The organism is Nakamurella aerolata (assembly GCF_013002705.1).
GTDB lineage: Bacteria > Actinomycetota > Actinomycetes > Mycobacteriales > Nakamurellaceae > Nakamurella > Nakamurella aerolata.
Genome location: NZ_JABEND010000001.1, coordinates 582,817 through 607,838, shown reverse-complemented (window position 1 = coordinate 607,838; position 25,022 = coordinate 582,817). Strand labels below are relative to the sequence as shown.

At 70.5% G+C, this 25,022-nt stretch carries 19 protein-coding genes and 2 pseudogenes; 19 read left to right on the top strand and 2 right to left on the bottom strand.

Translation table 11 applies throughout. The features are described from left to right. Positions 1-56 precede the first annotated feature (56 nt). From nadA to HKD39_RS02580, 5 genes and pseudogenes are all read left to right on the top strand, one after another. Positions 57-1,046 (top strand): quinolinate synthase NadA, encoded by a 990-nt coding sequence (gene nadA, locus HKD39_RS02600; RefSeq protein ID WP_246231784.1) that lies wholly within the window; start codon positions 57-59, stop codon positions 1,044-1,046. Between the two features lie 41 nt (positions 1,047-1,087). Beyond that, a pseudogene (locus HKD39_RS02595) lies at positions 1,088-2,677 on the top strand (L-aspartate oxidase); the annotation flags it as partial. A gap of 119 nt (positions 2,678-2,796) precedes the next feature. Beyond that, positions 2,797-3,660, top strand: coding sequence for a carboxylating nicotinate-nucleotide diphosphorylase (gene nadC / locus HKD39_RS02590; protein WP_343074565.1), 864 nt, complete (start codon positions 2,797-2,799; stop codon positions 3,658-3,660). 10 nt (positions 3,661-3,670) lie between these two features. Next, on the top strand, positions 3,671-4,342 hold the full coding sequence (locus tag HKD39_RS02585) for a hypothetical protein (protein WP_171198232.1): 672 nt from the start codon (positions 3,671-3,673) through the stop codon (positions 4,340-4,342). Next, positions 4,335-5,105, top strand: a complete 771-nt coding sequence (locus tag HKD39_RS02580) for a hypothetical protein (RefSeq protein WP_171198231.1) — start codon at positions 4,335-4,337, stop codon at positions 5,103-5,105. Before HKD39_RS02585 ends, HKD39_RS02580 begins: the two co-directional genes overlap by 8 nt. A gap of 51 nt (positions 5,106-5,156) precedes the next feature. Here HKD39_RS02580 and HKD39_RS02575 read toward each other — a convergent pair whose 3' ends face one another. Together HKD39_RS02575 and HKD39_RS02570 are read right to left on the bottom strand one after the other, a co-directional pair. Further along, entirely contained in the window at positions 5,157-6,590 is a 1,434-nt protein-coding gene (locus HKD39_RS02575; RefSeq protein WP_171198230.1) for a M20/M25/M40 family metallo-hydrolase, read from the bottom strand. Further along, complete coding sequence (locus HKD39_RS02570; RefSeq protein WP_171198229.1) at positions 6,568-7,428, bottom strand: helix-turn-helix transcriptional regulator; 861 nt, start codon at positions 7,426-7,428, stop codon at positions 6,568-6,570. Before HKD39_RS02570 ends, HKD39_RS02575 begins: the two co-directional genes overlap by 23 nt. A 149-nt stretch (positions 7,429-7,577) precedes the next feature. Between HKD39_RS02570 and HKD39_RS02565 the strand changes: the two genes are divergently transcribed. The 14 genes and pseudogenes from HKD39_RS02565 (at position 7,578) to HKD39_RS02500 (ending at position 25,004) form a co-directional block, all read left to right on the top strand. Further along, entirely contained in the window at positions 7,578-8,519 is a 942-nt protein-coding gene (locus HKD39_RS02565; RefSeq protein WP_171198228.1) for an oxidoreductase, read from the top strand. A gap of 87 nt (positions 8,520-8,606) precedes the next feature. After that, positions 8,607-9,998, top strand: a complete 1,392-nt coding sequence (gene hisD / locus HKD39_RS02560) for a histidinol dehydrogenase (RefSeq protein ID WP_171198227.1) — start codon at positions 8,607-8,609, stop codon at positions 9,996-9,998. After that, positions 9,995-11,173, top strand: coding sequence for a histidinol-phosphate transaminase (locus HKD39_RS02555; RefSeq protein WP_171198226.1), 1,179 nt, complete (start codon positions 9,995-9,997; stop codon positions 11,171-11,173). Before hisD ends, HKD39_RS02555 begins: the two co-directional genes overlap by 4 nt. Then, positions 11,170-11,775: an imidazoleglycerol-phosphate dehydratase HisB gene (gene hisB, locus HKD39_RS02550; protein ID WP_171198225.1), complete on the top strand. Its 606-nt coding sequence runs from the start codon at positions 11,170-11,172 to the stop codon at positions 11,773-11,775. The genes HKD39_RS02555 and hisB overlap by 4 nt, the downstream gene beginning before the upstream one ends. Further along, positions 11,772-12,410 carry an imidazole glycerol phosphate synthase subunit HisH gene (gene hisH / locus HKD39_RS02545; RefSeq protein ID WP_343074527.1) on the top strand — a complete coding sequence of 213 codons (639 nt, stop codon included), beginning with the start codon at positions 11,772-11,774 and terminating at the stop codon, positions 12,408-12,410. The genes hisB and hisH overlap by 4 nt, the downstream gene beginning before the upstream one ends. A gap of 272 nt (positions 12,411-12,682) precedes the next feature. Beyond that, a pseudogene (locus tag HKD39_RS02540) lies at positions 12,683-13,876 on the top strand (sodium:proton exchanger). A 42-nt stretch (positions 13,877-13,918) separates the two neighbouring features. Then, complete coding sequence (locus HKD39_RS02535; protein ID WP_171198223.1) at positions 13,919-14,893, top strand: hypothetical protein; 975 nt, start codon at positions 13,919-13,921, stop codon at positions 14,891-14,893. A gap of 142 nt (positions 14,894-15,035) precedes the next feature. Continuing rightward, the gene (locus tag HKD39_RS02530) at positions 15,036-16,922 is read left to right on the top strand and encodes a glycoside hydrolase family 3 protein (protein WP_171198222.1); all 1,887 of its coding nucleotides are present in this window, start codon (positions 15,036-15,038) and stop codon (positions 16,920-16,922) included. 162 nt (positions 16,923-17,084) lie between these two features. Further along, positions 17,085-17,564 carry a DUF3995 domain-containing protein gene (locus HKD39_RS02525; protein ID WP_171198221.1) on the top strand — a complete coding sequence of 160 codons (480 nt, stop codon included), beginning with the start codon at positions 17,085-17,087 and terminating at the stop codon, positions 17,562-17,564. Positions 17,565-17,753: 189 nt separating this feature from the next. Continuing rightward, positions 17,754-19,430: a DNA polymerase Y family protein gene (locus HKD39_RS02520; protein WP_343074526.1), complete on the top strand. Its 1,677-nt coding sequence runs from the start codon at positions 17,754-17,756 to the stop codon at positions 19,428-19,430. Between the two features lie 47 nt (positions 19,431-19,477). Next, complete coding sequence (locus tag HKD39_RS02515; protein ID WP_171198219.1) at positions 19,478-22,864, top strand: error-prone DNA polymerase; 3,387 nt, start codon at positions 19,478-19,480, stop codon at positions 22,862-22,864. A gap of 18 nt (positions 22,865-22,882) precedes the next feature. Continuing rightward, positions 22,883-23,404 (top strand): hypothetical protein, encoded by a 522-nt coding sequence (locus HKD39_RS02510; protein ID WP_171198218.1) that lies wholly within the window; start codon positions 22,883-22,885, stop codon positions 23,402-23,404. Beyond that, positions 23,404-24,222 carry an exodeoxyribonuclease III gene (locus tag HKD39_RS02505; RefSeq protein ID WP_171198217.1) on the top strand — a complete coding sequence of 273 codons (819 nt, stop codon included), beginning with the start codon at positions 23,404-23,406 and terminating at the stop codon, positions 24,220-24,222. The genes HKD39_RS02510 and HKD39_RS02505 overlap by 1 nt, the downstream gene beginning before the upstream one ends. Continuing rightward, on the top strand, positions 24,219-25,004 hold the full coding sequence (locus HKD39_RS02500) for a type 1 glutamine amidotransferase (protein WP_171198216.1): 786 nt from the start codon (positions 24,219-24,221) through the stop codon (positions 25,002-25,004). Before HKD39_RS02505 ends, HKD39_RS02500 begins: the two co-directional genes overlap by 4 nt. Positions 25,005-25,022: the final 18 nt, after the last annotated feature.

Below are 25,022 nucleotides of genomic sequence, written 5' to 3'. Positions count from 1 at the left end.
AGTCGCGGCCACTGGTCATCGCCAGCATCCGCGACGATCTCAAGGAGGTGGCTGGGATGCCACAGCTGACCGATCGCACCGCGTTCCGTGATGAGGTGCTCCGGCTCGCCGAGGAGCGCGACGCCGTGATCCTGGCGCACAACTATCAGGTGCCCGAGATCCAGGACATCGCGCACCACGTCGGCGATTCGCTGCAGTTGTCAAGGCTGGCTGCGGAGGTGCCGCAGTCCACCATCGTGTTCTGCGGCGTGCACTTCATGGCGGAGACGGCCAAGATCCTCTCGCCGGACAAGACCGTGCTGATCCCGGACGCCGCGGCCGGCTGCTCGCTGGCCGACTCGCTCACCGCCGAACAACTGCGCGCCTGGAAGGCCGAGAACCCCGGCGCCGTTGTGGTCAGTTACGTCAACACCACGGCCGCGGTGAAGGCCGAGACCGACATCTGCTGCACCTCGTCCAACGCGGTCGACGTGGTGGCATCGATCCCCGCCGAGCAGACCGTGCTGTTCGGCCCCGACCAGTTCCTCGGGGCCCACGTGCGCCGCATCCTCGGGCGCGACACCATCAAGGTGTGGGGCGGTGAATGCCACGTCCACGCCGGTATCAACGGTGCCGAGCTGGCCGCCAAGGCCGAGGCGGAGCCGGACGCGGAGCTGTACGTGCACCCGGAATGTGGCTGCGCGACCAGTGCGCTCTATCTGGCCAGCGCCGGGGCGGTACCGGGGGAGAAGGTGAAGATTCTCTCCACCGGCGACATGGTGAAGGCCGCAGAGTCGGCGCAGCGCAAGGGTTCTCGAGCGCCCGTCCTGGTCGCCACCGAGATCGGCATGATCCACCAGCTGCGCAAGGCAGCGCCGTCGGTGGATTTCAGGGCGGTCAACGACCGCGCCTCCTGCCGCTACATGAAGATGATCACCCCGGAGAAGCTGTTGCGTAGCCTGCGCGAGGGCACCGACGAGGTGACGGTGGATCCCGTCGTCGCCGAGAAGGCGAGGGCGTCGGTCGAGCGGATGATCGCCATCGGCACTCCCGGCGCAGGCGAGTAACCCGCGCCGCACGCCGAGCAACACTCTGGCAGCAACGGAAGGCAGTAATGATCAGCTGGGAGATGTCCGTCGACGTCGTTGTCGTCGGATCCGGAGTCGCCGGCCTCACCGCGGCACACGACTGTGCCGCGGCCGGGGTGGCCACGCTGGTGGTGAGCAAGGACGCCGCCGACGCCGGCAGCACCGCATGGGCTCAGGGCGGTATCGCGGTGGTGGACGACGCCACCGGCGACACCGTCGCCGCGCACCTGTACGACACGGTGGTGGCCGGCGCAGGGCTGACCGACCCGGTGGCAGCGCAGGCCGTCGTCACCGAAGGGCCGGATGCGGTGCGGCGCTTGCGGTCCCGCGGCGCCGAGTTCGATGCCGGCCCGGCCGGGCTGCTGCGCACCCGCGAAGGCGGGCACCACTTCGACCGGATCATCCACGCCGGCGGCGACGCCACCGGCGCCGAGGTGGAACGCGCTTTGCTCGCGGCCCCCGGCCTGCCCGGCATGCTCACCAGGCACCAGGCACTGGATGTGGTGCAGGACGAAGCCGGAGCGGCCGGCGGCATCACGGTGCTCGATCCGGACGGCGGTATCGGGCTGATCCGCGCGGCCAGGGTGGTGCTGGCCACCGGCGGCAGCGGCCACCTCTATTCGGTGACCACCAACCCGGCCGTCGCCACCGGCGACGGGCTCGCCATGGCGCTGCGGGCCGGCGCCGTGGTGTCCGACATCGAGTTCGTCCAGTTCCATCCGACCGCGCTGTTCGCCGGCGAGGCCACCGGGCAGCGGCCGCTGGTGTCCGAGGCGGTGCGCGGGGCCGGCGCGTTCCTCGTGGACGGCGCCGGGCGGCGGGTGATGACCGGGGTGCATCCGCTGGAAGACCTGGCCCCGCGCGACGTGGTGGCCTTGGCCATCACCCGCCGGCTCGCCGAGTCACCAGGCGGTATCGACGATCACGTCTTCCTGGACGCCACCGGCATCGAGAACTTCGCCGGCCGGTTCCCGACCATCACCGCCGCCTGCCGGGCGGCCGGCATCGATCCGGTCAGCACAGCCATCCCGGTGGCGCCGGCCGCGCACTACCAGTGCGGCGGCGTCAGCGCAGACCTCAACGGCCGCACCAGCATTCCGCACCTGTACGCCATCGGCGAGGTGGCCCGCAGTGGCCTGCACGGCGCCAACCGGCTGGCCTCCAACTCGCTGCTCGAAGGGCTGGTGATGGGGGAGCGCGCGGCGGCCACCATCGCCGAGGAGATCGCACCCGGCGCGCACCCGGTGTCGCCCACCGACCTTCCCGAGGTCAGGGTCGCCGACCCGGGCGAGCTGGACGATCTGCAGCGCGCGCTGAGCGCCCACGCCGGAATCGGCCGCACCGCAACAGGTCTGGCGAACGTGCGGACGCCGGTGGTGCGATCCGCGCCGGAGGACGACGTCCCGGTCCGCGCGGCGGTCGAGACCGCCAACATCGCGTTGGCGGCACGGGCGCTGCTCACCGCGGCCGCCGTCCGCACCGAAAGCCGGGGCTGCCACGTGCGTCTGGACTTCCCCGAGCGGCGGCTGGCCTGGGCCCAGCCGATCGAGCTGACGCTTGTCGACGACGAGTTGGTGGTCGGCGACCTGCGCACCCCGGTGGCGTCATGACCGGCGCACCGACCCCCGATGAGGAAACCATGACAGCCGACCAACACCCCGATGACCAAGCCGACCGGCGGGCCGAACAGCAGGCACAGGCGGCGGCCGACATCGACCTGGTGGTGGCGATGGCGCTCGCCGAAGACCTGGCGGACGGCCCCGACGTGACCACCATGGCGACGGTGCCGGAGACCGCTACCGCCGTCGCCGAGGTGGTGCCGCGCGGCACCGGCGTGCTGGCCGGGATGGCTGCCGCCCGCGCGGCTTTCCGGCAGGTGGGCGGCGATGCCGTCGAGTTCACCGCCCTGGCCGACGACGGAGATCCGCTGCGTCCCGGCGAGCCGGTGCTGCGGGTCACCGGCGCCACCCGGGCGGTGTTGACCGCAGAGCGCACCGCGCTCAACCTGCTCACCCACCTGTCCGGGGTGGCCACCGCGACCAGGGCCTGGGTCGACGCGGTCGCCGGCACCGGTGCCGAAATTCGCGACACCCGCAAAACCCTCCCGGGTCTGCGGGCGCTGGAGAAGGCCGCGGTGAGGGCCGGCGGCGGGCTGAACCACCGGATGAGCCTGGGAGATGCCGCGCTCATCAAGGACAATCACGTCGAGGCGGCCGGTTCGGTGACGGCCGCGGTCGAGGCGGTGCGGCGATCTGCACCCGACCTGCCGCTGGAAGTTGAGGTCGACACCCTCGACCAGCTGGACGAGGCGCTGGCCGCGGGGGCGACGCTGATCCTGCTGGACAACTTCACCACGGCGGACACCGCGGAAGCGGTGCGCCGCACCAGATCCGGGCATCCGCTGGTGCAACTGGAGGCATCCGGCGGTCTGACCCTTGACCGCGCCGGGGAAGTGGCGGCCACCGGCGTCGACTACCTGGCGGTCGGCGCGCTCACCCACTCCGCCCCCGCCGTTGACCTCGGCCTGGACCTGGGCAGCACCGGCCCTGCTGCTGCCGTCGGGACCGCGGACCGGCCCGAGCGGGACGATTAGTCGATCGATCATGGCGGGGCGAAGGGGTGCCGACCCGGGTAGCAACGGCTGGCGCGAGCTGATCGGGCGCACCTACCGGTATGCGCATGTCGACACCATCGACCGCCGGGTGTACTTCGCCGAACCGAACGTGCCGATCGGGTCGAGGTCGGATTTCCTGCTGGGCGCCATCCTGGCCCTCGCGTTGGTGGTGCTGTGGTTCCCGCTCGGCATTGTCGGGGCCGTGCTGGCCGGGAACGGCCAACCCGTTGCCGGCGAGTGGATCGGGTTGCGGGCGCCGGCCATCGCCGGCTGCCTGCTGCTGTTGACCATGCCGATGCTCGCCTGCCGCACCCGGCACGAAGAGCGGTTGGCCCGCGGCCTGCGCGACGGCACCATGGTGGAGACCGCGGTGACCAGGCGCGCCGAACGGCTGGCCGCTGCGGCGCCACGCCGGCCGGGGTATGTAGATCAAGCGCGTCACCTCGCCGCTGCCGAGGCGATGCGGGCGCAGGCGGCGCAGTTGGAGTCCTTGGCCGGCCGCGCCGAGATCGCCGGCGCGCCGGAACGGCTGCTCGAGGTCGAACCCGGCACCGGGACGACAACGGTCCAGCGCCTCGAGCAGTTGCAACAACAGCTGCGGGCAGCAGCAGACGATGCCGAGCGCCTGGTCGATCGATGGCTGGAGTCGGGGCGTGCCTGAATCCTCGAAACTGTTGGCGCCAACGGTGTTGCAGGAAAAGATCAGCACGCCGAGGCGGGGCGACTGGCAGGAGTACGTGATCGCGGCGCCCGGTTATCGGGTGGTGCCGGCGGTCTCGTCGCTGCTGTCGGTGCCGGCCGGTTGGCTGTTCGGGACGCTGCTGGCGATGGCGACCGGGTTCTCGCTCGGTGGCTGGTCGGCGCTGCTGATCGTGCTGGGCGGGCCGGCCGGCTGGCTGTACGCCAGACTCGCAAACCGCTGGGGACACAACGGAAAGCTGATCAGCCGCGGCCACGCGGTGCGATTGCGCCGGAGTCCGAAGCGCCCGGGCGCGCCGGCGCTGCGCCGCCGTCGCGGCCGGCGCCCCGGCAGAACGCCGGGCGCTGCCGAATCCGATGAGCTTGAGCTGCTGACGCGCTTCTCCGACGCGGTCACCGGCCACGTCTGCCGGGCCGCGAAGGACAACGCTCCGGGCTACTTCACCCTGGCTCGCCGGCTCGCCGAGTTCCAGGCCCAGCTCGCGCGGTTCGCCGACCTCAAGGCCGACAACCGGGCCGGCGATGCCGTCATCGCGGTGCGCCGGCAGGAGCTGCAGCAGGCCCGCGCGCAACTGCGGCTGCTGCGTTCCACCGACGCGCTGGCCAGGGCGGTGGCGCTGCTACGCCCGCCGGACGCGGCCATCGGCGCAGCCGGCGACTTCACCGCGGTGCTCTACCAGGAGATCCAGGAGGGTCGCAGCCAGGCCGACGCAGCCGACTACTGAGGCTCACTAAGGCTTACTGCGGCTTACAAAGGCCGATCCCCTCGCTCCCACTTACTTTGCGGGTTCCGGTACGGGTGCCGGAGCCGAACCTGCGGCAGCGATGCCACGCAGCACCGCGGCGCACGCAACGATGCCGTCATGGAAGCGGTGCAGCTCCAGGTTCTCGTCGGGGGCGTGGTTGCGTTCGTCCGCGTTGGCGAGCGGGATGCCGTAGCAGTCAAGGCCGAGCCCGGCGGCCAACTCGGCCACCGGCAGGCTGCCGCCGAGGGTCGGCGTCACCAGCACCTGCTGCCCCGGGTGGGCTGCCGCCATGGCGTCGGCGATCACCGCGACATAGGGTGCGTCCGGCCGCACCCGGTAGGGCTGCATCATCCCGCGGTCGGTGATCACCTCGGCATGCGGAAGCTGCTGTGCCACCTGGTGTCTCACGGCGGCGAGCACGTCATCGGCGCGCTGACCGGCCACCATCCGGATGTCGCACTTGGCCTTGGCGACGGACGGGATCACCGTGCGATGGTCGCCGCCGTCGTCACAGGTCAGTGAGTTGATCGAGAACGTCGGGCGCAGCGCCGCCAACGGCAGGTCGGCATCGGGCCGGTCGGTTCGGTTCAACCCGGCGCCGGCCAGCAGCTCCGGCAGGTCGAACGGCAGCCCCTGCGCCGCAGCGGATTCGGCCTGCGTGATCGGTGCCGGCGATTCCACCAGGCCGGGAACGGTGATGCTGCCGTCCGGTGCCCGCATGCTGGCCAGCAGCCACACCAGTTCCCACGCCGGGTTCGGCGCAATCCCGCCCCAGTTCCCCGAGTGCAGTTCGCTGTTGGCGCCTGGCACAACGATCTCGAAGCTGACGATGCCACGGGCACCCAGCACCACCGTCGGCGCGCCCGACTCGTGCACCGGGCCGTCGCTCCACACCGCCAGATCGGCGCCGGCCAGCAGATCGTCCTCCCGACGCAGCCTTGCCAGGGTCTGCTGCAGGTGCGGGCTGCCGATCTCTTCTTCGCCGTCCAGCACCATCACCACGTTGCATGGCAATCCGCCGGTAGCGGCCAGCGCCCGGATCGCCAACAGCTGGGCCAAATGTTGGCCCTTGTTGTCGCCGGTGCCGCGACCGAATACCCGGCCGTCCCTGACGGTCGCGGTGAACGGCGGGCTGGACCACGCGTGCGCCGGGCCGGCCGGTTGCACGTCGTAGTGCCCGTACACCACCACCGTCGGGACAGCCGCCGGATCCCCGGCCCGGGTACCGCCAGCGGCGACGTCGGCGCGCCGGTGCCCTACGACCAACGGGTGCCCGTCGGTCGGCACCACATCGGCCCGCAGGCCACAGCTTTCCAGCAACTGCCTGGCATGCTCCGTCGCCGTCGCCGCCGGCATCGCCTCGCCGGTGGCGCTCACGCCGCCGACGGCGATCCAATCAGCGAGTTCCCGCTGGTGCGCGGCGCGGTGGGCCTGCACATAGTCACGAACGTCCTGCAGCTGCATTGTCGCCGTCCTCGGGAAGTCGTTGGAACACCACCAGTTTGGTGTCGGCCACGTCGGCTGCCAACAACACCGTGTGCTCGAAGGTGACGACGGTGCCGGGCCGGTCCGGCTGCGTCAGCAGCTTGCGTCCTGAGCCGTACCCGCGCACCTGCTGACCGGCCCACCACCGCCGCGCCTGCGGACTGGCCGCGAGCAGCCGATCGGTGAGCTCGTCGAAGCGGGCGTCGGTCGGATGTCGCACAGCGGTGGCCCGGAACCGGGCAAGCAGTTTCGCCGCCTCCGACTCCCATTCCGGGAAGCGTTGCCTGGCAACCGGATCGGTGAACATCCACCACAGCATGTTGCGTTGCGCCGACGGCAGCACGTCCCAATCGGTCCACCAGTACCGACAGGAGGCGTTGCTGGCCAGCACGTCGAACGTTGGCCCGGTGATGTAGGCCGGGGACGGGTCCCAGCGGTCGACGAGTGCGGTGAGCAGCGGATGCAGGGCGCCCGGTGACGGCTCGTTCGGCGCGGCTGCCGCCGGTACGCCGCGACCGGCCAGCGTCGCCAGGTGGTTGCGTTCGGCCGGCGACAGCCGCAGCGCCGCACCGAGAGCGGCGAGCACCTGCGCGGACGGGTGTCGCTCGCGGCCCTGCTCCAGATAGGTGTAGTAGGTGACGGAAACGGCGGCCAGGGTCGCTACTTCTTCGCGACGCAACCCCGAGGTGCGCCGCCGCCCGGTGGACGGGAACGCGAAGTCCTTGGGATCCAAGGATTCTCGCCGGGCCCGCAGGAAGGCGCCGAGGTCGGAGCGGGCCGCTGCTGCCGGGCCGGACGAGCCGCTGGGTTCGGCCATCTTTCGCTCCTTCCGTGTTGGCGTGCGCTGGCGCCCGCGCGCTGGCGCCCGCGCGCTGGTGGCTGTGCACCAGTGGTAGAGCCTGGTACTGGCGGTACCAGCATTGTTGCGCTGTGGTCGATGCCTGGAACGGTACCTAGCGTCGAAGCGTGACTACCGAAACCCCAGCAACCAAACCATCAGCAACCAATCCACCAGCAACCAAACCGTCAGCAACCACAACGCCGGCACCAGCACCAGGTCAGGTGTGGCTGATCACCGGATGCAGCAGCGGCTTCGGCCGGGAGATCGCCACGGCGGCGGCCGCGGCCGGCCACCGGGTGATGGCCACCGCCCGCCGCCCGGAACAACTCGCCGACCTGGCGGGCTCCGTGCCCGCCGAGCGGTTCGCCACCGCCGCCCTGGACGTCACCGATCAGCGTCAGGTGGACGCCGCGGTGGCCGCCACCGTCGAGCGGTTCGGGCGGATCGACGTGCTCGTCAACAACGCCGGCTTCGGCATCCGCGGCGCCGTCGAGGAGACCGGCGCCGAACAACTGCAGAAAATCTTCGACACCAACGTGTTCGGCGTCGCCAGGATGTGCCGGGCGGTACTGCCGCTGCTGCGGGCGCAGGGCGGTGGCCACATCATTCAGATCGGCTCGGTCGGCGGGGTCAGCGCCACCCTCGGCGGTTCGAGCTATGCCGCTACCAAGTTCGCCCTCGAAGGACTGTCGGAGGGTTTGGCGCTCGAGGTGGCGCCGTTCGGGATCTCGGTGACGATCATCGAGCCGGGGCCGTTCCGCACCGAGTTCGCCGGCAGTTCCCAGGGCTGGGCCGAGCCGATGCCGGAGTACGAGCCGATTCTGGCCGACGCCCGGCAGCGATTCACCCGGCAGCACGACCGCCAGCCGGGTGATCCGAAGAAGGCCGCCGAGGTGATCGTGCGGCTGGCGCAGCTACCGGAACCGCCGCTGCGACTTCCGTTGGGGCCGGAGGCTTTCGACCGCATCAGGGCCGTGCTGACCCAGCGGCTGGCCGATCTGGACGGCTGGGAGGAGCTGGGCCGGCACACGTCCTTCCCGCAGGGACATCAGCCGGGCGACGGCTGAGCACCCGTGGTGAGCAGCGCGCGGCAGCTGGCCTGACCAGTACCGACCGCGATCACCGCTGCCGCGTGTGCAGCCTAGGCTGATGGGGTGCTGCAACGCATCGATCTCACCGGCGGCCGGGCCAGGCCGCCCGAGCTGGCGACGCTGCTGGAAAGGGCGGCCAGCATCACTGGCGCCGACGACGCCGTTGCCCCGATTCTGACCGCGGTGCGCGAGCACGGTGCCGCCGCAGTGCTGGACGCGGGGGAGCGGTTCGACGGAGTGCGCCCTGCCGCCCTGCGGGTTCCCGCCGACGTGCTGAGCGTTTCGCTGCAGGGACTTGACCCTGCACTGCGTGGTGCCCTCACCGAGATGATCGAACGCGTCCGCAAGACCCATCAGGCGCAGTTGCCGCAACCTGCCGAGACCCATCTGACGCCGGGCGGCACCGTCACCCAGCGCTGGATACCGGTGCGGCGCGTCGGCCTGTACGTGCCCGGCGGGCTCGCCGTCTATCCGTCCAGCGTGGTGATGAACGTGGTGCCGGCGCAGGTGGCCGGCGTTGACGAGATCGTGGTCTGCTCACCCCCACAGGCCGGCAACGGCGGCTGGCCGGACCCTGCGGTGCTGGCCGCCTGCGCGCTGCTCGGGGTCAGCGAGGTGTACGCCGCCGGCGGCGCGCAGGCCATCGCGCTGCTCGGCTACGGCAGCAGCGCTGACAGCACTGGCAGCACAGACAACGCTGCGGACGCTGACAGCATTGCCGCCGTCGACGTGATCACCGGGCCGGGCAACGCCTACGTGACCGCAGCCAAACGCGCGCTGCGCGGCACCGTGGCGATCGACTCGGAAGCCGGGCCGACCGAGATCGCCGTGCTGGCAGACGATTCCGCCGATCCGAGGCTGATCGCCGCGGATCTGATCTCTCAGGCCGAACACAGCCCGGATGCCGCATCCGTTCTGATCACCGACTCGGCGCAGCTGGCCGACGCGGTGCTTGATGCGCTGCCCGATCTGGTCGCGGCGACCACACACGCCGAGCGGGTGCGGCAGGCGCTGTCCGGTCAGCAATCAGCCGTGGTGCTCACCGCCGACCTCGACGCCGCCGTTGCGCTGACCAACGAGTACGCCGCCGAACACCTGGAGATTCAGACAAGGCACGCGGGACGCATCGCCCAGCGCATCCGCAATGCCGGAGCGATCTTCCTCGGGCCTTACTCCCCCGTGTCGCTGGGCGACTACTGCGCCGGCTCCAACCACGTGCTGCCGACCGCCGGCGGTGCTCGGTACAGCTCGGGGCTGAACACCACAACGTTCTTGAAATCGGTTCAGGTGATTGACTATTCGGCTGCTGCGCTGGCCGCGGTGGCGCCCAGCGTCGTGGTGCTCGCCGACGCCGAAGACCTGCCGGCACACGGCGCGGCGGTGACGGCGCGGTTCGACCAGGCCGTCGACGGTGAGGCCGCCGACGGTGAGGCAACGGGCGGTGCGGGGCGATGATCGGCGATGACGTCCGGCTCGCCGACCTGCCGCTGCGCGAGGATCTGCGCGGCAAAAACCCTTACGGCGCACCGCAGATCGACGTCTCGGTGCGGGTCAACACCAACGAGAATCCGCATCCGCCGTCGCCGGCGCTGCAGGCCGATCTCGCCAGGTCGGTGGCGGCTGCCGCCGCCGAGCTGAACCGCTATCCGGACCGGGACGCGGTGGTGCTGCGCACCGAATTAGCGAACTACCTGCAGCGCAGCACCGGCGTACCGCTGGACGCCCGAAACGTCTGGGCCGCCAACGGTTCCAACGAGATCCTGCTGCAGATCCTGCAGGCGTTCGGCGGCCCGGCCCGGCGTGCGCTCGGGTTCGAGCCGTCGTACTCGATGCACCCGATCATCGCCAGCGGCACCCGGACCGAATGGCTGGCCTGCCCGCGCCGCGGTGACTTCGGCGTCGATGTTGCCGGTGCCGTCGCCGCCATCGACCAGCAGCGGCCGGATGTGCTGTTCCTGACGACGCCCAACAACCCCACCGGCGGGGCGCTGACGCCGGACGACCTGCGCGCCCTGTTGTCGGCAGCGCCCGGCATGGTGGTGGTCGACGAGGCCTACGCCGAGTTCTCCACGGTGCCGAGCGCCGTCGAGCTGTTGGGCGAGTTCGGCGACCGATTGATCGTCTCCCGCACCATGTCCAAGGCGTTCGCATTCGCCGGTGGCCGGCTCGGCTACCTGGCCGCCGCGCCTGCGGTGGTCGACGCGCTGCAACTCGTCCGGCTGCCGTACCACCTTTCCAGCCTCACCCAGGCGGCGGCGCTGGCGGCACTGCGGCACGCCGACGACACCCTCGCCACCGTGCGCCGGCTGGTTGCCGAGCGGGAACGAATGGCGGAAGCGTTGCGCGCCATGGGTTTGTCGGTGGTCGACTCGCAGGCGAACTTCCTGCTGGTCGGCGGATTCGCCGACCAAGGGGCGGCCTGGCAGCACTTCCTCGACGCCGGCATCCTGGTACGCGACGTCGGCATCGCAGGCCACCTGCGCATCAGCATCGGGTTGGCACCGGAGAACGACGAGGTGCTTCGGGTGGCGGCAGAGCTGGCCGGCACCCCGGATCGCCCTGGCACCGGCGCGATCCGATCCACGGCACAGCAATCCAGCACAGGGCAGAGGGCAAGGGAGAGTCTGTGAGCGGCGATCGCACCGCAAGCATTCGACGCGCCACCAGCGAGTCGGACATCGAGCTGACCATCAACCTCGACGGCACCGGGCAGGTCGAGATCGACACCGGTGTGCGGTTTTTCGACCACATGTTGACCGCGTTCGGGGTGCACGGCCGCTTCGACCTGGCCGTCAAGGCCACCGGCGACGTCGACATCGACGCCCATCACACCGTCGAAGACACCGCGATCGTGCTCGGCCAGGCCATCGGAGAAGCGTTGGGGGACAAGGCCGGGGTCCGGCGGTTCGGCGACGCGTTCGTCCCGATGGACGAGACCCTGGCGCAGGCCGTCGTCGATGTCTCCGGGCGGCCGTTCTCGGTGCACACCGGTGAGCCGGATTCCGTCCTCGGCTTCACCGTCGGCGGCAATTACCCCGTCGTGCTCAACCGCCACGTGTTCGACTCACTGGCCTTCAACGCCAGGATCGCGCTGCACGTGCGGGTGTTGTACGGCCGCGATCCGCACCACATCAGCGAGGCCCAGTACAAGGCGGTGGCACGGGCGTTGCGGGCCGCTGTCGAACCCGACCCGCGGGTGTCAGGGGTGCCGTCGACCAAGGGTGTGCTGTGATGGCACCCTCCGTCGCGGTGCTCGACTACGGCTCTGGCAACCTGGCCTCGGTGAGTCGCGCGGTGGCCAGGGTCGGCGCGGACGTCACCATCACCTCCGATCTCGAAACCGCGCAGAACGCCGACGGGCTGGTGGTTCCCGGGGTCGGCGCGTTTGCCGCGTGCATGGCCGGGCTGCGGGCGATGCGCGGCGAGCGGGTGATCGGCCGACGACTCGCCGGCGGCCGGCCGGTGCTTGGCATCTGTGTCGGCATGCAGATCATGTTCGAGCGCGGTATCGAGCACGGCGTCGAGACCGAGGGCCTCGGCGAGTGGCCGGGCACGGTGGAACGACTGCAGGCGACGGTGGTGCCGCAGATCGGTTGGAACACCGTCGATCCCGGTGCCGGCTCGGTGCTGTTCGCCGGAATGGCTCCCGACACCCGTTTATACTTCGTCAACTCCTACGCCGCCCGTCGCTGGGAGCTGACCGACACCGGTCCGTTCCCGGCTCCGGTGGTCACCTGGAGCGAGCACGAGGGCGACCGATTCGTGGCCGCGGTGGAGAACGGCCCGCTCAGCGCCACCCAGTTCCACCCGGAGAAGTCCGGCGATGCCGGCGCTGAGTTGCTGCGGCACTGGCTCGGCACCCTGTAACGGTTGTGTACCCTGGCAGCTGAAGGGGAGTAGCCCGTCCGCCGCACATCCAGCCCATTGCCGGTTGGCCCGCGGTGGCGGAAGTGGTCGACATACTGGCGCCTGCGCGCCCGGCCACTTCGCCGAGATGGTGGGCGAGACCTTCGACCAAAGATTCGTCATTGGTCGAGGTCTCGCTGAATTTCCTCGGCGCACCTCGACCCTGTTCCCAGGGGTTCGAGTTGGTCAAAGACGCTCCGGCACAAGAGCTTTCCGCATCGGCGTCGCCGCCGCTGCGGGTACTCATCCGCTCGCTGGCCATCGCCGCGGTGATCGCGGCACCGGCCGTTGTGCTGCGGTTCAGCGGTGTTTCGCTGCCGCCGGTGGCGCAGTTGGCGATCTACGGCGCTGCCGTGGTGGCCGCGTCGTTCGTGCTGGCCTGGGCCGCCGAAGCCGCCCAGGTCGACATCTCGGGCGGCTTCGCCATCGCCATCCTTGCGTTGATCGCCGTGCTGCCGGAATACGCGGTCGATCTGTACTACGCCTACACCGCGGGCTCCAACCCTGAGTACGTGCAGTACGCGGCGGCCAACATGACGGGATCCAACCGATTGCTGCTCGGTCTCGGCTGGCCGCTGGTGGTGCTGCTGGCGCTGTACGTGGCCAACCGGGCCAGCAAGGCTCCGGTCCGGGCGTTGGCGCTGGGCTCCGAGCACCGGATGGAGCTCGGATTCCTTTTGGTGGCAGGCATTGTCGCGTTCGTCATCCCCATCTCCGGGCACATCCATCTGGTGCTGGGACTCGCGCTGATCGCCTGGTTCGGGTTCTACCTGTACCGGCTGACCAGGGGCCAGCCGGAGGAGCCCGACCTGATCGGCACCGCGGCGGCCATCGGCGCGCTGCCGCGGCGGCGTCGGCGAATGGTGGTGCCGGCGCTGTTCGTGCTGTCGGCTGTTGTCATCCTGATCAGTGCGGAGCCCTTCGCCGAGTCACTGGTGGAGTCCGGCACCGAACTCGGGATCGATCAGTTCCTGCTGGTGCAATGGTTGGCGCCGTTGGCATCCGAGGCGCCGGAGTTCATCATCGCCGCGCTGTTCGCCTGACGCGGCAAGGGCACCGCCGCCATCGCCACGCTGATCTCGTCGAAGATCAACCAGTGGACGCTGCTGGTCGGCTCGCTGCCGATCGCGTATCTGCTGGGCGGCGGCAACGCCGCGCTGTCGCTGGACGGTCGGCAGATCGAGGAGATGCTGCTGACCGCGGCGCAAACCATGATGGGCATCGGCGTGCTGCTGACGCTGCGGTTCCACCGCTACTCGGCCTGGATCCTGCTGTTGTTGTTCGCCGTGCAGTTCCCGATCACCTCGACCCACGGTCGGCTGATCCTGGCCGGGGTGTACCTGGTGGTGGCCGCGGCGTTGTTCGTCTGGCATCGCCGCTACCTGCCCGCGACCCTGCGAGCGCCGTTCCGGCCCAAGCCCGAGTAGCCGGATTGGCGGTTGTCGGACCTCAGTTCTACGCTCGAACGCATGTTCGGGCAGAGGATGCCTGGCCGGGTGCCGGACGAGGCCACCCGCCAGCAGGTGGTCGCCGAGCTGCGGCGGCGGCTCGGTGCTCCACGCCCGTCCACTGCCGGTGGAGCCGCTGATCGTGGTCCGTCGGCCGGTGTCGGCGGCCGGCTGGCCGAGGCCGGCGGCGAGCTGCGTCCCCAGCTGCGCGAGCCGCTGGTGCCGGCCGGTGCTGCCCCTGGTGGCACCGGCACTGGCGGCACCGTCGTGGGGAGCGGAACGCTTGACCTTGCCGGCCCGATCGCCGAGGTGTTTCCCCGGCGTGGGCTCCCGCGCGGTGGCGTTGTTCGGTTGCTGCCCCCGGCGGTGGCCGGCGGGTGGGGCGAGCACGGCGGCCGGCGGCCCGGGCCCGGCGGGTCCAGCGGGCACGGCGGGTCCAGCGGGCACGGCGGACCGGACGCCGGGCTCGGGGTGCTGTTGGCCACCATGGGCGGGCTGGGGCGGCGGTGGTCGGCGGTGGTCGGCATGCCAGACATCGGCTGGGCCGCGGCCGCGGAACTCGGGGTGCAGCTGGACCGGGTCGCGGTGATCACCGACCCGGGAGGCGATGTGCTGCAAACCCTTTCGGTGTTGGCCGACGGTGTCGAGGTGATTGTGGCGAAGCTGCCGGAGCGAGCCGAGGTGGGCACCGCGGCGCGTCGTCGCATCCTGTCCGCCCGGCTCCGGCAGCACGGCGCGGCGCTGATCGTCGTCGGGCGCTGGCCGGCCGCCGATCTGACGGTTTCCGCGGTCACCGAACGCTGGGACGGCATCGACGCGGGGCACGGACGGCTCCGCGGGCGCCGGCTGCGGGTGCAGGTCACCGAGCGCCGGTCGGCTGCCACTCGCCATCACCTGTTGACGCTGTCCGCCCGGCGAGACGACCGGACCGACCTGCAGGTGCAACCGGCGCCGAGCGTCGCGGCGGCTTCCGATCGCCAGCTGCTCACCAGTTGACCGGCGACGACTCGGGATCGGTTGGCGCGGTAGCCCGCTGTTACCCGCCCGCGCTGCGCGACACGCGCCCGTCGGGAAAAAGTTCCGACAAACGCTGCACAGACCGTTGCTCGTTGCCGTTACCACGTCGTAACGTTCGAACATGCTGACCCTCCATCGACCTCACCGAAGCGGCGAGCCGCGGCGTCACCGCCGCAGCTACCGCGCCGCCACCGCCGCGCTGGCCGCCGCGACGCTGACCTCGTCCCTGCTGCTGGCGACCACCCCCGCGGCGGCGAGTTCGGTGCCGCGCGCGCAGAGCCAGCCGGCTTCCGGCCCAACCGGCGGGGCCGGCGCCGGCGATGCGGCCGACACCGCGGCCAAGCAGCGCTGGATCGACGGCACCATCGCCAGGATGACGCTGGAGGAGAAGGTCGGGCAGCTGTTCTCCACGCACGTCTACGGCCGCACCGTCGACTCGGTGCAACCGGAGAACATCAAGGAATTCGGGCTGGCCACCCCGCGGGAGATCATCAGCAAGTACCACCTCGGCGGGGTGCTCTACTTCGCCTGGACGTACAGCGTTGATTCCCCCGAGCAAGCGGCCGGTCTGTCCAACGGCATCCAGAACGTCGCCATGAACACCGGTGCCAAGGTGCCGATGCTGATGTCGATCGACCAAGAAGGCGGTCTGGTCACCCGGATGCTTGAGCCGGCGACGCAAACACCGGGCGGCATGGCGCTCGGCGCCACTCGGGACACCGCCGGCGCCCGCGATCTCGCCGCGATTCAGGGCAAAGAGCTTGCCGCGGTTGGCATCCGCCAGAACTTCGCCCCGGTGGCCGACGTCAACATCAACCCGGCCAATCCGGTGATCGGGGTCCGCTCGTTCGGCTCCAACCCGCAGCTGGTCGCCGAGATGACGGCGGCGCAGGTGCGCGGCTACCAGGACGATGCCGGGATCTCTTCAGCGGCAAAGCATTTCCCCGGCCATGGCGACACCGACGTCGACTCGCACTACGGCTTCCCGATCATCACCCACACCCGTGAGCAGTGGGAGCAGATCGACCGGCCGCCGTTCCAGGCCGCTATCGACGCCGGGATCCAGGTGATCATGACGGCGCACCTGCAGGTGCCGGCGCTGGACAACTCCGGTGATCCGGCCACGCTGTCCAAGCCGATCCTCACCGGCATCCTGCGCGGCGAGATGGGCTACCAGGGCGTGATCGTCACCGACTCGCTCGGCATGCAAGGTGTTCGCGACAAGTACGGCGACGACAGGGTGCCGGTGCTTGCGCTCAAGGCCGGCGCCGACATTCTGCTCAACCCGCCAAATCTCGACGTCGCCTACACCGGCGTGCTGAATGCGGTGAAGAGTGGCGAACTGACCGAGTCCCGGTTGGACGAGTCGCTGCGCCGGGTGCTCAACCTGAAGTGGATCAACGGCACCGTCGCCAATCCGTACGTCAACCCGCGCACCGTCAAGGTCAAGGTCGGGACGCAGCGTCATCTGGACCGGGTGCAGCAGGTCACCAACGAGTCGACGACGGTGCTGCGCAACGAGAACAAGACCCTGCCGATGGCGGTCGCCGGCAAGAAGATCCTGGTCACCGGCTACAACGCCACCGCAAGGACGACGCTCGCCGGCAAGCTGACCGCCCGCGGGGCCGGCACCAGCATCGCAGCGGTCTCCACCAACCCCACCGCCGCAGAGCAGGCGGCAGCGGTCTCGGCCGCCGGCCAGGCCGACGCGGTGGTGCTGCTCAGCTACAACAGCGCAACCAACACCGGCCAGAAGTCGCTGGTCGCTGCGCTGCAACAGACCGGCAAACCGCTGCTGGTGGTGTCGGTGGGCAACCCGTACGACATCAACCAGTTCCCGACGGTGCCGGCCTATGCGGCCACCTACTCGACCAAGCCGGTGGCGCTGGAGTCACTGGTGCGGGTGCTCACCGGCGAGATCTCGCCGAAGGGCAAGCTGCCCGTCGACATTCCGAAAGCCGGCTCGAGCGAGGTGCTGTATCCCTACGGATCCGGCTTGAGCTGGTAATCCCGGTCGGTGGTCGGCCGGTGCTGCCCGGGGCTATCTGCCGGGCAGCGCCGGCCGACGTTCATGTTCACGTGCTACAGCGGTGGGGGCGCAGCATGCGCCGGCATCACGAGATGCGCCGGGGGCTCCGCTGTGTCGGCGTCGCGAAGAACTGTCGAGGAGATGCGCGTGGGTCGAGCGCGACTGTGGTTCACCATTGCGGCGATAGCCGGTGTGCTGCACGGTCTTTTCAGCCTGTACTGGGCGACGGGCGGCAACTGGTTGGTGTCGACCCTCGGCACCCAGCTCACCGAAACCTTCGACGGCAAACGCTGGCTGCTGTACCCGGTGGCCGCCGCCAAGATCGCCGGTGCGCTGCTGCCGCTGTACTGGACGCTGCGCGGCTGGCCGGCGCAACGGTTCTGGTACTGGCTGTGCTGGGTCGGTGCGGCCGGGCTGATCATCTGGGGTGGCATCAACACCGTCACCGGCAACCTGGTGCTGAGCGGCCTGGTCAAGCCGGCCGGCGGCTACGACAGGGACGGCATGATCGGCCACGCCTGGCTCTGGGACCCGCTGTTCCTGGTGTGGGGGATCACGCTGGCGGTCGGGCTCTACCTCGGACGCCGAACTGCGGGCCGGGCAGGGCGGCCCGCGCGCTGATCCCCGGCGCCGCTGATTTCCCGGTGCTGCTGAATCGGGGTCACGCCGGCTCGCGCAGGTTCTGGCACGTCGCACACCTGGAGAACGTCTCTGGCTGTGCGCGGTGCCGAAAGGTGCGCGATGCCGCGTGTGGCTCACGCCCGATCCAGCCGGCTAGACGGTCGAACGCATGTTCGATACGCTGGGACGGTGGGAAAGCGGGTGGCCGGCCGGGTGCTGGTGCTGTGGTGTCCGGACTGGCCGGCGGTGGCTGCCGGCCGGCAGGCGCGGATTCCGGCGGGCACGCCGCTGGCGGTGTTCCACGCCAACCGGGTGCAAACCTGCACGGCCACCGCGCGGGCCGCGGGCATCCGGATCGGGATGCGCCGCCGGGAGGCGCAGTCCCGCTGCCCCGAGCTGGCGGTGCTGCCGCAGAACCACGATGTCGCCGCCCGGCTGTTCGAGCCGGTGGCCGCCGCGGTGGAAGACATCGCGCCGGGGCTCGAGGTGCTCCGTCCCGGCATGCTGGCCTGCCCCGCACGGGGGCCGAGCCGGTACTTCGGCGGGGAAGAAGGCGCCGCCGAGCAGCTCACCGACGTGGTCGAGGCGCTCGACGTCGAGGCCGTGATCGGCATTGCCGATCATCTCGAGGTTGCGGTGCTGGCCGCCCGGCAGCAGCGCATCGTCCCGCCGGGGCAGGACGCCGCCTTCTGTGCCGGGCTGCCCATCGCCGAGCTCACCCGCGACAGCGTGATCGCACCGCCGGAGCGGCGGGAGCTGGTCGACCTGCTGATCCGACTGGGCATCACCAGCTGCGGTGCGTTCGCCGCGCTGCCCACCGAGCGCGTGGCCACCCGCTTCGGGCTCGATGGCGTCGCCGCCCACCGGTTGGCGTCCGGCCTGGGGGAGCGCGGGCTGTACTCCCGGTCGGTGCCGGACGACCTGGTGGTGCAACGCCGCTGCGACCCGCCGCTGAACCGGGTCGACACCGCCGCCTTTCTCGGCCGCGCGCTCGCCGAAGAACTGCACGCCAGGCTAGCCGATGCCGGGCTGGCCTGCACCCGGCTGGCGATCAGCGCAGCCACCAGCGACGGCCGCACCCTGCACCGGGTCTGGCGGGCCGCGCGGCCGCTCACCGCCGAGGCCACCGCCGACCGGATGCGTTGGCAACTGGACGGCTGGCTCACCTCAGAACGCTTGCGGCAGCAGCGATCCGGTAGCTCCGCCGGCAATGACGATGCGGTCGGCAACACCGAACCCGACCAGCACGGCATCACCGTGCTGCGGCTACAGCCGGTCGAGGCGGTGGATGCCGGGCGGGTGCAGTACGGGCTGTGGGGCAGCGACGGCGCGGACGATCACCGCGCCGGGTGGGCGTTCGCCAGGGTGCAGGGCCTGCTCGGTCCGGACGCGGTGCTCACCCCGGTGCGCTCGGGCGGCCGCGGACCGGCCGACAAGGTCACCATGGTCAGCTGGGGAGACGAGCGCCGCCCAGAGCGCGACCCCGACCTGCCGTGGCCGGGTGCGTTGCCGGCGCCCTCGCCCAGCCGGATCGCCGACCCGGCCCGGCCGGACAAGCTGGAACTACGTGACGCTGCTGGCGTTCCGGTCAGTATGACGCCGCGCGGCACCTTGTCCGCCGATCCGGCCAGCATTGCCGGGCTGTCCGGTCTTGACGGTGCCGAGGTCGCGGCCTGGGCCGGTCCATGGGTGGTGGACGAACGCTGGTGGGACGCGAAAGTGCCTGCCCAGCAATTGATCTCCGCAAGGCCGCGGTACTCGGCAAGGATGCAGCTGGTCCCTGTGGACGGTCCTGCACTGTTGTTGCGGTACCGGGCCGGGCCGCCGGCGCAGGGATGTTGGCTGGTGGAGGGTCGCTATGACTGACCGCGCACCACACCCGGCCAGGTCCACGGCGCGCGAGGCCGGTTGAGATGTCGTTCAACAATCCGAACGTGCCGTGGTCCGAGCTGGAGAAGGCGCTGTCCGGTCGCAGCGATCCCGGCGTCATCGACCGGCTCACCGGGTCACCCCGTGCGGCGCGCACCGGGCCGGCGCGGCAGGCCGAGCAGCAGGCACCGCGGGTGCCGTACACCGAACTGCACGCACACTCGGCCTTCAGCTTCCTCGACGGGGCGTCCTCCCCGGAGCAGCTGGTCGCCGAGGCGCTGCGGCTGCGGCTGGACGGGCTGGCACTCACCGACCACGACGGCTTCTACGGCGTGGTCCGGTTCTGCGAAGCCGCCGCCGATACCGAGCTGAAAACCCTGTACGGGGCGGAACTTTCGCTCGGTCTGCCGGAGCCGCAACTGGGGCAGCCCGACCCGGTGGGCGATCATCTGCTGGTGCTGGCCCGCGGTCAGGAGGGTTACCGCAGGCTGTCGAGGCAGATCAGCAGGGCCCAGCTGGCGGGCGGCGCCAAGGGCCGGCCGGTGTACCAGCTGGATTCGCTGGCCGGGGCCGCCGGCGACCACTGGCTGATCCTCACCGGCTGCCGCAAGGGCACGGTGCGCAGAGCGCTCGCCGCCCGTGGACCGGAGGGCGCCAGGAAAGCGTTGCGGGACTTGCTCGACCGGTTCGGACGCGACAACGTGGTGGTGGAGCTCACCGGCGGGTCGGCGCCCACCGACGACGAGGACAACGACGTGCTGGCCGCACTGGCTGCCGAGTTCGCTCTTGAGCTGGTCGCCACCACCGGGGCCCACTACGCGACCCCGCGGGATGCCAGATTGGCCGCATCGATGGCGGCGGTGCGGGCCAGGCGCAGCTTGGACGAGGCCGACCCGTACCTGCCCGCCGGGCCGGTGGCGCACCTGCGTTCCGGCGCGGAGATGGCGGCGCGGTTCGCGCGTTATCCGCTGGCGGTGCCGAATGCCGCCCGCATCGGCGCCGAGTGCGCCTTCGACCTGCGGCTGATCGCCCCGACCCTGCCGCCGTACGACGTGCCGGCCGGGCACGACGAGAACAGCCATCTGCGGGCGCTGACCATGGCGGGTGCGGCCCGGCGCTACGGGAGCCCGGCCGAGCACCCCAAGGCCTACCGGCAGCTGGAGCACGAGCTGGCGATCATCGCCGAGCTGGACTTTCCCGGCTACTTCTTGATCGTGCACGACATCGTTGAGTTCTGCCGGGCCAACAGCATTCTCTGCCAGGGCAGGGGATCGGCCGCCAACTCCGCGGTCTGCTACGCGCTCGGTATCACCGCGGTGGACGCGGTCAGCTACGACCTGCTGTTCGAGCGGTTCCTTGCCCCGGAACGGGACGGCCCGCCGGACATCGACGTCGACATCGAATCCGACCGACGCGAGGAGGTGATCCAGTACGTCTACCGGCGCTACGGCCGCGACTATGCCGCACAAGTGGCCAACGTCAACACCTTTCGCCCGCGGATGGCGGTGCGCGACATGGCCAAGGCGCTCGGCCACTCCACCGGCCAACAGGACGCCTACTCCAAACAGCTTGACGGTTGGATGACGCTGTCGCAGCAGCGCACCGATCCCGAGATGGGGGTGCCGGCGCCGGTACTCGACCTTGCCCAACAGCTGCAGGACTTCCCCCGGCACCTTTCCATCCACTCCGGCGGCATGGTGATCTGCGATCGCCCGGTGGCCGAGGTGTGCCCGGTGGAGTGGGCCAGGATGGAGAACCGCAGCGTGCTGCAGTGGGACAAGGACGACTGCGCCGCCATCGGTCTGGTCAAGTTCGACCTGCTCGGTCTCGGCATGCTGTCGGCGCTGCACTACGCCATCGACCTGGCGCGCGAGCGCGAACACGTCCAGATCGAGCTGTACAGCCTGGATCTGGAAGAACCAGCGGTGTACGAGATGCTGCAGCGCGCCGATTCGGTCGGGGTGTTCCAGGTCGAGTCGCGGGCCCAGATGGCGACCCTGCCCCGGCTGAAACCCCGCAAGTTCTACGACCTGGTGGTCGAGGTGGCGCTGATCCGGCCGGGGCCGATCCAGGGCGGCAGCGTGCACCCCTACATCCGGCGCCGCAACAAAGAGGAACCGATCACCTTCGACCATCCGGCGATGGAGCGGTCACTGGGCAAAACCCTTGGCATCCCGCTGTTTCAGGAACAACTGATGGAGCTGGCCATCGATGTGGCCGGCTTCAACGCCAGCGAGGCTGATCAGCTCAGGCGGGCGATGGGCTCCAAACGGTCAACCGACAAGATGAACAAGCTCAAAGACCGGCTCTACCAAGGCATGCGGGAGCTGCACGGCATCACCGGCGAGGTGGCCGACAGCATCTTCGCGCGGTTGCTGGCTTTCGCCAATTTCGGCTTCGCCGAGTCGCACGCGCTGAGCTTCGCCTCGCTGGTGTTCTTCTCGGCGTGGCTCAAACTGCACCACCCCGCGGCCTTCTGCGCCGCGCTGCTCCGCGCCCAGCCGATGGGCTTCTACTCGCCGCAGTCGCTGGTCGCCGACGCCCGCAGGCACGGCGTCACGGTGCGCCGACCCGACGTCAACCTGTCCAATTTCTACGCCGATCTCGAGCCGCTGGCCGGGCCGCGGCAACCCGCCTCGGACCGGCCGCTGCCGGTCAACGTCCCCGCCACCGGGACGCAGGCGCTCCGGCTGGGGCTCGACGAGGTGCGCGGCATCGGCGCCGACCTGGCGCAGCGCATCGTCACCGCGAGAGAAGCCTTGCCGCAGCGGCGATTCACCTCGCTCGAGCAGCTCACCAGGCTGGTGACGCTCACCTCTGCGCAGGCCGAGGCGCTGGCCACCGCCGGTGCCCTTGACCAGCTGCTGCCCGACGGCAACGGTCGCGCCGGCGCCGCGGCGCCCAGCCCTGGGCAGCGGCGTCGGCAGGCGCTGTGGGCGGCCGGCGCGGCGGCGGGGGAGCGGGCCGGCACCCTGCCGGGGACGGCCGTCGGGCTGGCGGCGCCGACGCTTCCGGGAATGAGCGACATCGAGTTGACCCTCGCCGACATCTGGGCCACCGGCATCTCCCCGGACAGCTACCCGACAGAGTTCACCAGACAAAGGCTGACCGAGCTTGGTGTCCGCACCGCGGCCGAACTGCTGACCACCGACGACGGCACCAGGGTGCTGGTGGCCGGCATGGTCACCCACCGGCAGCGTCCGGCCACCGCGTCCGGCATCGTGTTCATCAACCTCGAGGACGAGTCGGGGCTGCTCAACATCGTTTGCCAGCACGGACTGTGGAAGCGATACCGCAACGTCGCCAGAAGCAGCCCGGCACTGCTGATCCGGGGTCGCGCGCAACGCCAGGGACTGGCCGTGTCGGTGCTCGCCGAACGCATCGCCGCCATCGACATCGCCGGCGCCCTACCCTCCCGCGACTTCAGGTGAACCTGGCAGGATCGAGGCATGAGCGAGGTGCAGCAGTCCGCGGTGGTCACCATGATGCTGGCCGACTACGCGGTGTCCGACCAGCTCGGCAAGCTGCAGATGATCGGCGGCGGCCTGCAGGTGCTGGCCCGCGACCACAACACCGGTGCCACCGCACCGTTCGCGGTGGTGGTCTCGATGTCGTTCCCCGCCCAGGTGTTCAACGAGCAGTACGCCTTCGAGTTGGTGCTGGAGGACGCCGCCGGCGCGCCGGCGGCGATGAGCAGCACCGTCACCGGGCCGGCAGGTGCGGTACCCGGCGGCGGGTCCATGCGGTTCGGGCAGAACCTGCAGGTGGAGGAGCCGAGCTTTCCCGGCGCCGGGGTTCCGCGGCGGGCCATGCCGGCGCGCAGCCAGGTGGTGCTGCACTTCAACAATGGTCTGCCGCTGCCGGCCGGGCAGGTGCTGACCTGGCGGGTGCGCATCGACGGTGATTCCAAACCGGAATGGTCGCTGCCGTTCTTCGTCGCGGCCCCGGCCACCGGCCCGGTGGTGGGCTGATGCGACTGGCCACCTGGAACGTTAACTCGCTCAGGGCCCGGATGGATCGGGTGCTGGAGTTCATGCGCCGCAGCGAGGTCGACGTGCTCGCTGTCCAAGAGACCAAACTGGCCGACGCCGCGTTCCCGGTGCAGCCGTTCGAAGAGCTCGGCTACCAGGTGGCGCACCACGGGTTGAACCACTGGAACGGTGTCGCGGTGCTGTCGCGGGTCGGCCTCGACGACGTGCAGCGTGGTTTTCCCGGCCAGCCCGGATACGGCGACCCAGCGGTGGTCGAGGCCAGGGCGGTGTCGGCGCTGGCCGGTGGTATCCGAGTGTGGAGCCTGTACGTGCCGAACGGCCGGGAGCAGGGGCATCCGCACTTCGACTACAAGCTGGCCTGGCTGAAGGCATTGGGCGAGCAGGTGTCAGGGCAACTCGCGGCCGACCTGGACGCCGCGCTGGTGCTGGCCGGCGACTACAACATCGCCCCGACCGACGCCGATGTGTGGTCGGTGGAGTACTACGCGGACAAGACCCACACCTCGCCGCCGGAGCGCGCCGCCTTCCAAGGTCTGCTGGACGCCGGCCTGTCCGATCCGGTTCGAGCCTTCACCAGGGCCCCGAAAACCTTTACCTACTGGGACTATCAACAGCTTCGATTCCAGAAAAACCGCGGCATGCGCATCGACTTCATGCTGTGCAGCGACGCCGTCCGCGACCGGGTCAGCGGCGCAAGCATCGACCGTGACGAGCGCAAGGGCAAGGGCGCCTCCGACCATGCGCCGGTGCTGCTCGACCTGCTGGACACCGCCCCACCCACCGGGAACGCAAGATGACAGCGACACCGCCGGACCGGCGGCCGAAACCGGCCAAAATCCTTGTGCTGCAACACGACAGCGAAAATCCGCCTGAGCACCTCGGCGACTGGCTCACCGCCGCCGGCGCCGACCTCGACGTGCGGCGACTGTTCGCCGGCGACCAGCTGCCCGACGACACGTCCGGGCACGACGCGGTGATCAGCCTCGGCGGTGCCATGGGCGCAGACGACGACGCCGGCGTCAGCTGGCTCACCGCCACCAAGAAACTGCTGGCCGGCACTGCCGAGTCCGGCCTGCCGACGCTCGGGGTCTGCCTCGGCAGCCAGCTGTTGGCCAGCGCCACCGGCGGCCGGGTGACCAAGGGCGATCGCGGCCCCGAGATCGGCGCCTTCCTGATCGCCCGCCGGGACGCCGCGGCCGCCGATCCGCTGTTCGCCGAGCTGCCGCTGACACCGGACGTGATGCAGTGCCACGACGACACCGTCGCCGAACTGCCGCCCGGCGCGGTGTTGTTGGCCAGCAACGGCTATCCGGGTGGATACCCGCACCAGGCGTTTCGGGTCGGGCCCGCCGCCTGGGGCGTTCAGTTCCACATCGAGACGTCCGCGGCGCGGGTGCGGGACTGGGCTAAGGGCAAACAGGCCACCGCGCTGCCGATCCGGCTCGGCAGCGAACTCGACGAGGCCGAGTCCGCCATGGACCAGGTGTGGCGCGCCTTCGCGGCACGGTTCGTTTCTCTGGCCGAGCAGCACCGCGACCACCCCGGCGGCCGTCGTCTGGATCTGCCGCTGGCGCCATGAGCCGGCGCCGGAGGGACG